The organism is Gilliamella sp. Pra-s60 (assembly GCF_009795755.1).
Classification (GTDB): Bacteria; Pseudomonadota; Gammaproteobacteria; order Enterobacterales; family Orbaceae; genus Gilliamella.
Map to the genome: position 1 here is coordinate 326,606 of NZ_WTFA01000001.1, position 10,929 is coordinate 337,534.

At 34.8% G+C, this 10,929-nt stretch carries 10 protein-coding genes; 2 read left to right on the forward strand and 8 right to left on the reverse strand.

Annotation, left to right across the window (positions count from 1 at the left end; all coding sequences use genetic code 11):
• The first annotated feature begins 11 nt into the window (after positions 1–11).
• Both GQ596_RS01635 and GQ596_RS01640 read left to right on the forward strand, forming a co-directional pair.
• Complete coding sequence (locus GQ596_RS01635) at positions 12–779, forward strand: histidine phosphatase family protein (RefSeq protein WP_160399939.1); 768 nt, start codon at positions 12–14, stop codon at positions 777–779.
• Between the two features lie 140 nt (positions 780–919).
• Positions 920–1,456 (forward strand): methylated-DNA--[protein]-cysteine S-methyltransferase, encoded by a 537-nt coding sequence (locus GQ596_RS01640; protein ID WP_160399940.1) that lies wholly within the window; start codon positions 920–922, stop codon positions 1,454–1,456.
• 150 nt (positions 1,457–1,606) lie between these two features.
• Here GQ596_RS01640 and GQ596_RS01645 read toward each other — a convergent pair whose 3' ends face one another.
• The 8 genes from GQ596_RS01645 to deoD form a co-directional block, all read right to left on the reverse strand.
• Positions 1,607–2,515: a lysine exporter LysO family protein gene (locus GQ596_RS01645; protein ID WP_160399941.1), complete on the reverse strand. Its 909-nt coding sequence runs from the start codon at positions 2,513–2,515 to the stop codon at positions 1,607–1,609.
• Between the two features lie 79 nt (positions 2,516–2,594).
• A complete protein-coding gene (locus tag GQ596_RS01650) occupies positions 2,595–3,521 on the reverse strand; it encodes a VirK/YbjX family protein (protein WP_160399942.1) in 927 nt (308 codons plus the stop codon).
• Between the two features lie 242 nt (positions 3,522–3,763).
• Positions 3,764–5,065: a phosphopyruvate hydratase gene (gene eno, locus GQ596_RS01655; protein WP_160399943.1), complete on the reverse strand. Its 1,302-nt coding sequence runs from the start codon at positions 5,063–5,065 to the stop codon at positions 3,764–3,766.
• A 47-nt stretch (positions 5,066–5,112) separates the two neighbouring features.
• Positions 5,113–6,750 (reverse strand): glutamine hydrolyzing CTP synthase, encoded by a 1,638-nt coding sequence (gene pyrG, locus GQ596_RS01660; protein ID WP_160399944.1) that lies wholly within the window; start codon positions 6,748–6,750, stop codon positions 5,113–5,115.
• 196 nt (positions 6,751–6,946) lie between these two features.
• Positions 6,947–7,648 (reverse strand): Crp/Fnr family transcriptional regulator, encoded by a 702-nt coding sequence (locus GQ596_RS01665; protein WP_160399945.1) that lies wholly within the window; start codon positions 7,646–7,648, stop codon positions 6,947–6,949.
• A gap of 71 nt (positions 7,649–7,719) precedes the next feature.
• Entirely contained in the window at positions 7,720–8,562 is an 843-nt protein-coding gene (locus tag GQ596_RS01670) for an outer membrane protein OmpK (protein WP_370516474.1), read from the reverse strand.
• A gap of 18 nt (positions 8,563–8,580) precedes the next feature.
• Entirely contained in the window at positions 8,581–9,741 is a 1,161-nt protein-coding gene (tsgA, locus tag GQ596_RS01675) for an MFS transporter TsgA (protein WP_160399946.1), read from the reverse strand.
• A gap of 34 nt (positions 9,742–9,775) precedes the next feature.
• Positions 9,776–10,483: a purine-nucleoside phosphorylase gene (gene deoD / locus GQ596_RS01680; protein ID WP_160399947.1), complete on the reverse strand. Its 708-nt coding sequence runs from the start codon at positions 10,481–10,483 to the stop codon at positions 9,776–9,778.
• Positions 10,484–10,929: the final 446 nt, after the last annotated feature.

Consider the following 10,929-nt stretch of genomic DNA (forward strand, 5'->3'; position numbering starts at 1 on the left):
AAGGACACAATATGAAAAAATTTATTATATTAATCAGCTCATTAATTATCACTATCTCAACCGTATCGCAAGCCTTTGCTGATGATGTTTACCTTTACGTCACTCGGCATGGTAAAACGATGTTTAATAATGTACATCGAGCTCAAGGTTGGTCGGATACACCACTCACTAAACCAGGAGTTGAAGTTGCCGAGCAACTTGGTCGTGGTCTTAAAGATGTCAAATTTATCACTGCTTATTCAAGCGACTTAGGGCGAGCACGGCAAACTGCTCGTGTTGTTTTAGAATCAAAAGGCGATACAACCATTAATATCAACGAAATGGATGGCTTGCGCGAAACTTGTTTTGGTGAATATGAAGGCGATCTTGATCCAAACATGTGGACGCCTGCTGCGCAACATTTAGGTTATACTTCTGACAAAGAACTAATGGCTGATTTTGCAAAAGGAAAAGTTAACCTTAAAAAAATGATGGATGCCATTGCGGCTGTAGAAAAATCAGGTGAAGCTGAAGATTACAATAAAGTAAAAACACGTATGCAAGCCTCGTTAAAAGCGATTGCTGAATCAGCAAAAGCACAAGGTGGTGGTAATGTTTTAGTGGTATCACATGGCATGGCTATCATGGCGATGGTTGAAGAGTGGTTAGATAAACCAGTGACAGAAGGACTTGGTAATGCAAGTGTCACCAAAATTCGTTATACAGATGATGGAAAATTCATTGTCGAAAGTTTAGGTGATATGAGTTATGTCGAAAAAGGCAAAAATCAATCTAAATAATCTAACAATATATGGCTCAACAACGAGCCATATTCCTCACTTACCCGCATTTATACGAAATATTAATCAATAAATTGATGGCAATTATCATCATAAACAAGCATAATTTTGCATCGTAATCATACAAATATAAGGTAAATATGTTTTATTTATGCAACTATTCATCCCCAATGGGATTAATTACTCTAGCTAGCCAACAAAATAAGCTTGTTGGCGCTTGGATTGAAGGCGAAAAATATTTTGGTCATACAATCAATAAACAAACGGAACAAAACCCAAATTTACCAATTTTTAACTCAACAAAAAAATGGCTTGATGATTATTTTTCAGGAAAAAAACCGAATCTATACCAATTAGAACTGGCCCCTATCGGTACACCTTTTAGGCTTTTAGTATGGGAAATTTTATGTAAAATCCCCTATGGCAAAGTCATTACTTACGGCGATATTGCCAAACAAATAGCATCAAAAACAAACAAAATAAGTATGTCTAGCCAAGCAGTGGGCGGAGCGGTTGGGCATAACCCGATATCCATTATCATCCCTTGCCACCGTGTTATTGGCACTAACGGTAATTTAACAGGTTATGCAGGTGGAATAGATAAAAAAATCAAACTGCTACAACATGAAGGGATCGACACCACACCATTTTTTGTGCCTAAAAATGAGCGTATATAAACCATCAATCAGCACAAAAACGGCCAAAAAATCGGTCAGGAAAGGTATTGATTTTATTAAAGTTTTTTAAATTACAAAACGCACAATATACTAAAAATAATCATAATAATGTATATAATGCGATTTAGTTAGCGGTTATCTGAATGGTTACTAAAACCCACCATAATTAAATAGCGTAATCAATACCGGCATAATCAACGTCAATAAAAAACCTTGAGCAATAGCGGCAGGTACAATGGCTATTCCGCCACCTTTTTGTAGCATGGGTAATGTAAAATCCATTGATGTTGCACCGCACAGTCCTAATGTGGTTAATTGGTAGCGTTTAATTAGTGTTGGAATTAAGATAATTGCACATAACTCACGCAAAATATCATTTAAAAACGTCGCACTACCAATAATGGGTCCATGGGCTTCGGTCATTAAAATACCCGATAATGAATACCAACCGAACCCCGATGACATTGCAAGACCAACACGCGCAGGTAAATTTAGAATAAATGAGGCAATAACTCCACCTAAAAAGGCACTTATCATAACTAATAGTGTTGTTGTTATGCCTATTTTGTTAAGTAGAATATGTTTGATTGAAATATTATTACCGCGTAATTGTATTCCGACTAAAAACAATAAAAAAACCAACACAACTTGGGTGGTAATTTCGGCGTATTGCCAGATAAACAAAGGAAATAATCCACAAACAAACCCAAGAATTAATGCAATACAAACACGCAATGACTCAAAAATCATTTTAAAACGTGATTCATAGGTTTGATTTACTTTAACGGTTTTAGCCGGAGAACAGTAATCAAAAATAAGTAAAACGACAAAATTGCCACCAAATGTACAAACAAACAAAACACTGGAGTAGCATAAAATAGTTCGCAAATTAGTGGTTAAATTATCTAAATGAGCAAGTTCAGATCCCATAATAAATAAAATAAAGTAAACCAACCAGCTTAACGTTTGGTTAATTTTGGTCATCCAATTATCATTTTTAATCTTAATTAAGTACCCAATAAACAATGGTACTAACGCAATAAGAATACCAAAATACATATTTTATTCCTTACTATTCCTGACTATTATTTTTAAACTATTGGATCGAGTTTATGTTTTAAAATGTTATTGCTAATCATTACGTTAATGATGCCAATTTTTGCTCAATATTAACTTGAAGTTGATCCAATAAAGCGTAACGGTTTCGGTATTCTGAACGTTTTTTACTGGCGATTTCTTCAATAGATTTTCGATTAATTTGACTGGGTAATATAAATAAACCATTAGCATCTTGTTTGCTATCAAGTGTTAACCAAAAATCATCATAATCAGACAAAATACGCTCCTGACGACTGTTATAACGCCAGTTGTTATAGATGTGGGTTTTATTGCCTACAGCAACAATTTGCGTTAATTGGTAATAACGAGCAATTGTTAGTGCGGCTTCGACCGCAATGCGTTTAGGAAACAACCCATAGCACGCTTTAGTCGCTTTTTGCACACGTGTACGCGCATCATCATGCCCTGTGCCTTGTAAACCAGCAATAAACAGTGTTGGCTTGCCTTGATATTCAACGATTGAAAACGTCAAAGTGGCTAAATCAATGCCATCATTATCATAAAAATAAAGGCTGACTTCGCCCTCTCTTGCAAACTTATTGCGTGCTTGCACTGCGATTTGGATATTTTGTTCATTTTTAACCGCTACATCCGCCAATACAAAAGGCAATTGTGGATTATAAAATGCTTTAGTTACACTTTCAGGTTGTTTGGCTAAAAAATCATAGTGATACGCCAAAGCAGCATAACGCGCTTTTTGGCTTAGGCAAGAAGCTAAATAAGGACGCTGTAATTTACATGGCAAATTTGTTTGACACGAAAAATAATCGCCAAGTAGTGGGTACTGTCTTAATTTATCAAGCCATTTTAGGGTGATTGGGCTTAAAAATAAGGTTCTGAAAAAAAACTTATAACGATAAGTCGGATTAAGCCATAATTCGTTTAGCGGTAATTTACCGGTATAAAGCCAGTTAAAGAGTTGCCATTTACTTTTTGGCCGAGACATATTCGTAATATTATTCATAAGTAGAAATTAAAATCGAGTTAGTTATTCTGTCAATTACAAGGTGATTAAATCAATACGCATTGAAATTTATAATCAGCCATAAAAAAATCAAACAATAAGAGTACAACACAACCTCAGTTGGCGCAACTGTTCCTGCGATTATGTAAGATTAAATTAAATGAAAATAAAAAACGGTGAACTAGTCACCGTTTTTAAGCAATAACGTTGTTTATAAAAACAAATTATTGACCTTTAACTTCTTTTAAACCGTTGAATGGTGCTTTTGAACCTAATGCTTCTTCAATACGGATTAATTGGTTATATTTAGCAACACGGTCAGAACGGCTCATTGAACCAGTTTTGATTTGACCAGCAGCTAAACCAACAGCTAAATCAGCAATTGTAGAATCTTCGGTTTCACCACTACGGTGAGAAATAACCGCTGTATAACCCGCATCTTTCGCCATTTTAACCGCAGCGATAGACTCAGTTAATGTACCGATTTGGTTTACTTTAACTAAGATAGAGTTAGCGATGCCTTTTTCAATACCTTGTTTAAAGATTTTAGTATTAGTTACAAATAGATCGTCACCCACTAATTGGATTTTGTGACCTAATGCTTTAGTTTGATATGCCCAACCTTCCCAATCGCTTTCATCTAAACCATCTTCGATTGATACGATTGGATATTCGTTAGTTAAACCTTCTAAATAGTGAGTAAATTCTTGAGCAGTGAATTCTTTATTACCTTCACCTTTCAATACATATTTACCAGTTTCTTTGTTATAGAATTCAGACGCAGCACAGTCCATTGCTAAAGTGATATCTTTACCTAAAACATAACCTGCTTTTTCTACTGCTTCTTTAATACAAGCTAATGCTTCAGCATTTGAACCTAAGTTAGGCGCAAAACCACCTTCATCACCAACAGCTGTATTCATGCCTTTAGCATGTAAAACTTTTGCTAAGTTGTGGAATACTTCTGACCCCATACGGATTGCTTCACGTACTGTTTTAGCACCAACGGGTTGAATCATAAATTCTTGTAAATCGATGTTATTATCAGCATGTTCACCACCATTGATGATGTTCATCATAGGTAATGGCATTGAATATTGACCCGGAGTACCGTTAAGATCAGCAATGTGTTGATAAAGTGGAACACCTTTAGCAGCAGCGGCTGCTTTAGCAGTTGCTAAAGATACAGCAAGAATTGAATTAGCACCTAAGTTAGATTTAAAATCAGTTCCATCTAAGTCAAGCATAACTTGGTCGATAGCTGCTTGGTCTAACGCATCTTTACCCACTACAGCTTTAGCAATTGGTCCATTAACGTTTTCAACCGCTTTTAATACGCCTTTACCTAAAAAGCGAGATTTGTCACCATCACGAAGTTCTAACGCCTCACGCGAACCTGTTGATGCACCTGATGGAACAATAGCAAGACCAACGAATCCACCTTCTAAATGAACTTCCGCTTCAACAGTTGGATTACCACGAGAGTCGATGACTTCACGACCATGTACTTTAACGATTTTTGCCATGTTATTTTCCTCTATATGACAGATATATTACAAATGTTAATTTAAAACTATTTTTGTTGCTGCTCTTGATAAGTTTTGGCAGCCTTAATAAAACTACTAAATAGTGGATGCCCATCACGCGGTGTTGACGTAAACTCTGGATGGAATTGACATGCAACAAACCATGGATGCTCTGGGACTTCGATGATTTCAACTAGCTTTCTATCCGTTGAAAGCCCTGTCACCTTTAACCCAGCTTTAACCACTTCTGGTAATAAATTATTATTCACTTCGTAACGATGGCGATGACGCTCAGTGATCGATTCATTTTTATACATACCGTATACTAATGAATTTGGTTCTAAATGGCAAATCTGAGCACCTAAACGCATTGTGCCACCTAAATCGCTGTTTTCATTACGTTGCACAACATTGCCTGATTGATCACTCCACTCGGTAATTAAAGCAATAATTGGGCTTGCGCAATCTTTCACAAATTCGGTTGAATTTGCATCTTTAATACCTGCAACATTGCGAGCATATTCGATCATAGCAACTTGTAAACCAAGGCAAATACCTAAATATGGAATTTTGTTTTCACGCGCATAGCGAGCAGCCATGATTTTACCTTCAACACCACGATAACCAAATCCACCAGGAATTAAAATCGCATCTAAGCCCTCAAGCAACTCAGTACCACGCGACTCAAGATCTTCAGAATCAATATAACGAATATGCACCGTTAAACGATTTTTTAATCCGCCATGTTTTAACGCTTCATTAACTGATTTATAGGCATCAGGTAACGCAATATATTTACCCACCATACCAATCGTCACTTCGCCAACAGGGTTCGCCTCTTCATAAATAACTTGCTCCCACTCAGAAAGGTCGGCTTCTTTACAATCAAGATTGAAACGCTTACAAACAAACGTATCTAAATTTTGTGATTTTAATAATGCAGGAATCTTATAAATCGAATCAACATCCTTAAGCGAAATAACCGCACGCTCAGGCACATTACAAAATAGAGCAATTTTGGCGCGCTCATTAGCAGGAATAACACGATCAGAACGGCAAATTAACACATCGGGTTGAATACCAATTGATAATAATTCTTTTACTGAATGCTGTGTCGGCTTGGTTTTAACTTCGCCAGCGGATCCTAAATAAGGAACCAATGTTAAATGCATAAACAACGTATGTTCACGTCCCACATCAACGGCTAATTGGCGAATTGCCTCTAAAAATGGCAGTGACTCAATATCGCCCACCGTGCCACCGATTTCAACAATCGCAACATCAAAACCTTTCGCCCCATCAATGACACGCGACTTAATTGCGTTTGTGATATGAGGAATAACTTGAACTGTTGCCCCTAAATAATCGCCACGGCGCTCCTTACGCAACACATCAGAATAGATTCGACCCGTAGTAAAGTTATTTTTTCGCGTCATTTTAGTACGAATAAAACGCTCATAATGACCTAAATCAAGATCGGTTTCGGCGCCATCTTCAGTCACGAAAACCTCACCATGTTGAGTTGGGCTCATCGTACCCGGATCGACATTAATATAGGGATCGAGTTTAAGCATGGTGACTTTTAAATTGCGGGCTTCTAAAATTGCAGCGAGTGATGCTGCGGCAATGCCTTTACCCAAAGAAGAAACGACACCGCCTGTAACAAAAATATAATTCGTGACCATTAATACCAGACCATTATTTATTTAATAGAACAATATTGCACTATGGCTAAATGATAAAAACCAATGCAATATATGATGAATCAGACGGGAAAATAGTATAACAGAATCTGTCTTGCCTAACAATTGAATAATTAATTTTAACGGATGTTTTAATTGTGTTAATTTGATTAACCATCAAAATTATTTAAGCTAGTAACTAAACCTTCAAGTCTTTAATTTTACCCTTACATTTAATAAATTCTTTTAGTTTTTCCATATTTTTGATTTCTAATTTTCCTTCATTTTTTTTTACAATATCTAGTTTAATTAACTCATTCACAGCCCGACGATAAACACGATCGGTAGTACCAAAACGTTCTGCTTCTAGATAACTTTTTTGAAAATTGCTTATTGAATGTATATTTAAATGATGCTGATAAAGATCAAAAGCTATATTATAACAAATTGAATACAGTGTTCTTTTCAAAAAGATATCTAACGTATCTTGATAATCAAAAGCAATTGCACTTGCAAAAAATAATGCCAATTTAGGGTGTTCTATCAACGATTGATATAATTTATCAGCACTAACAATTGACAAGGTTAACGCCTCTTCAGCAATAATATCAAATTGGCATAAATAGCCCGTAAAGAATTCCATTTCTCCAAAAACGTGCTCATCACAATCAAGTGTACCAAGATGAAAACGACGTCCATTAGCGGCCTCATAACGAATTGATATTGTGCCATTATAAACTATGATTAAATCATTAACTTTACAACCTTGTCGAAATAGAATTGATTTTTCATCGACAATTTTTTTTTCAACAATACATCGCTCAATAATTGATTCAATCAGATCATTGTTATTTTCCCAATATGTACTAAAGCGACCTTTATTTAAAGACTTCAACTGCATATAATTTTAGCCACCACCGAACAATTTATCGTTTTATTCAAAATAAACTTAAAAATATAAAATTATTTTTATTAAAATTTATAGCTCACGCTAAAATAATGGCCAATTCCACTGGTTTTTCCTGCACCAGAATTATTTTTAATCAACGACATATTATGGAAATATTTTAACCCATAACCAAGCGCCATATGGTCAGTATGTAAATAAAATCCATTGTACCATTCAATAGCATTATTACTATAAAGAGAGTTATTAGTTATTTTGTTTGCACCAAATTGATAATCAAAATAACCTTGGTAATTAATTGTACTTTGATCAGAAAATTGATAAATCGGCTTTGACCAACTTGTTGAATACATATAGCCATCCCATTTACCTTCATTAGGTTCGTTATAATTTTCACGAACATAACGTGCATAAACATTCATGCCCATCATACCAAACCATGGCACATCCACATCAGCCCCAATTCCTAAATATTGCTCAAACAACTCTCGATCACCAATATTATTTACATTAGCAATATACAACTCTTTAACAGCCCCAAAAGATAAATCCGATTGAAATAAACCATCAAGTGAGATCCTTGGTGAAATTTTGGCAAAGAAATTATCACCACCATATCGGTCATCGTGTTTACGATCAAAAATATCAAAGATATCAACGTAACCATATAAATCCAAAACACCATACCTAGCACCAAATTCCGTTTCAAGATAAGTATCATTTTTTATATTATAAGGTAATTTAGCATCGACACTTTGCATCAAATTCAACTGCAACCAACCATAATCATTCTTATGTAAATCACCATCTTTATAATCGGCAGCATTAGCATTAACAGCACCAAAACTCAAACAAATCAAAATAGAACTTAAAACTGATTTTAGTAATTTATAATAATTCATCATGATATTTCCTTTCACTTGAGGTTACTTTTTTCGTTGCAATAACTGAGAAATAACCAACATTACAATAATAATCCCGTAAAAAGCTGGAATGGCATTCATAATAATCTGCGTACCAAAATATTCTTGGAATAAAGAACTAATTGCAGGGCTAAACATTGCACCAGCACTACCACTAATAAGAATAAACGACACATTCTTACTTGATGCATTTTTAACAAAAGTGACACCATAAGCGACAAAAGAGTTATACAGTGCAGAGCAAACAAATCCATAACCATAAGTAAAATAACCGATGTAGTTAAGATCTTGAGTATTAACAATCGCAATAGTTATCACAAAGGCTAACAAAATAATTGTCATAAAAAAGTGATGAATTTTAACTCGTGAAACAATTGCAGTTGAAACTAATGCTCCAATTAACGCAGCAGCCCAATATTGCGTAATAATGTTGCCGGCATCTTCAAATGTAATTGCAAATTTTTGACTAACAAACAGTGGCGCCCAAGTTAAAAAAGTGTACAGAGCCAACATAGCCAAAAACAACCCTATACCAGCAGATAAAATACCAAAATTCCATTCTGACTTTGGGTTATTATTTTGTTTTTCAATTGTTTTAGGCTTTACCATCAAATCAAAATTGGTAAATAGAATAATTGCTAACATTAATACCGCAATAATACCAACAGTTAAATAACTAGTAGCCCACGATAAAGAATGAGTTAAAGCATAAGTGGTAATAAGAGGGAAAATAACACCAGCAATATTAAATGTTGCATCTTGCACGACTAGCATTGTGCTTTGAATTTTATCTTGCCAAATAGAAACAACGATTGTTCCAGCGATACATAACCCAATACCGCCACACAAACCGATCAACGACATACAAATATTCAACATCATTAAAGAATTAGTTAGATACAACATCAATGCACAAACAACAATAATGACATAACTGAGTAAAGTAATGCGCTTGATACCAATAATATCAATTAAGAAAAAAGCTAAAATCGTACCCACTAACGCCCCACCATTTAACAAAGAAAAAATAAATGCAATTGTATTTACATCAGCATTAAAGTGTTGAGCAATAGGTTCTATTAACATACCAAATTGGCTAGCAAAACCAGCCATAATAAAATTAGCTAAAAAACTAATTAATGTAAGGGATAGTTTATTTTTCATAATATTATCCAGAAAAATGATTTAGCAGCATAATTTAAGGTTTAATAGCAACTTGTAAGGCAAGTTTAATCATATTATTAAACGTCAATTGTCTTTCTTCTGCGGTGGTTTCTTCACCTGTCAAACAATGGTCAGAAACAGTTAAAATAGCTAAAGATTCAATGTTGAATTGTTGAGCAATACCATATAAACCTGCGACCTCCATATCGATACCTAAAACACCTGATTTTTCTAAAGTGCTAATTAACGATTCGTCAGGATCATAATAAAGATCACCACTAAAAACATTGCCCGCTTTAACTGGCAAATTCATAAGTTTGGCAGTTTCATAAGCGCTATGTAATAAAGAAAAAGTAGCAGATGTTGCAATGTTATAGCCATTTGCTCTTTTTTGATTAGTCATTGAATCCGTGCCTGCTGCAACCGCTAAAATAACATCACGCATTTTTACGTTATGCTGTGTTGCACCTAAACTACCAACACGAATAATACGCTTCACATCAAAATCATTAATTAATTCATGCGCATAAAGTGTAATGGATGGAATTCCCATTCCGTGTCCCATTACAGAAACCGGAATACCATTATATATTCCAGTGTAACCTAACATGTTACGCACGTTACAAATTTGCTTTGCATCGGTTAAATATGTTTCAGCAATAAATTTTGCACGCAAAGGATCACCAGGCATAATAACGGTTTTAGCAAAATCATTTTTTTTTGCATTAATATGTGCTGTCATAATATTTCCTAAGTAATTAAAGAATTAACCATGATTATAATAATGATTTTTTCTTTTTAACTAGGACATAAGTCCGATGCCAATGTTCTATGCCACATTTTTATAAATTTGTTTTCTTTAACTTATAAAAACAAATAACAAAATGAAAATTATAAAAAAGTCACTGTAGCTATTTTGTTCACCCAAAGGTCAAAACGTCCGAAACCTCTGCACTCAATCCACTCTATTCACAAAAACAAAAAAGGCTTGATTTTTCGTTAAAAAATCGGTCAGGAAAGGTGTTGATTTTATTGAAGTTTTTCTTGATGTGTTTTTAGCAAAAACACACCCAAAACAATAGCCCCATCGGGCACCATGTGCTCTGCTATTGGCTGAAATAGTTTTTTAACTCTTGAATAAATGCACTATCCACAATCGGGGGATATTTGTTAGGTTGCCATGATGAT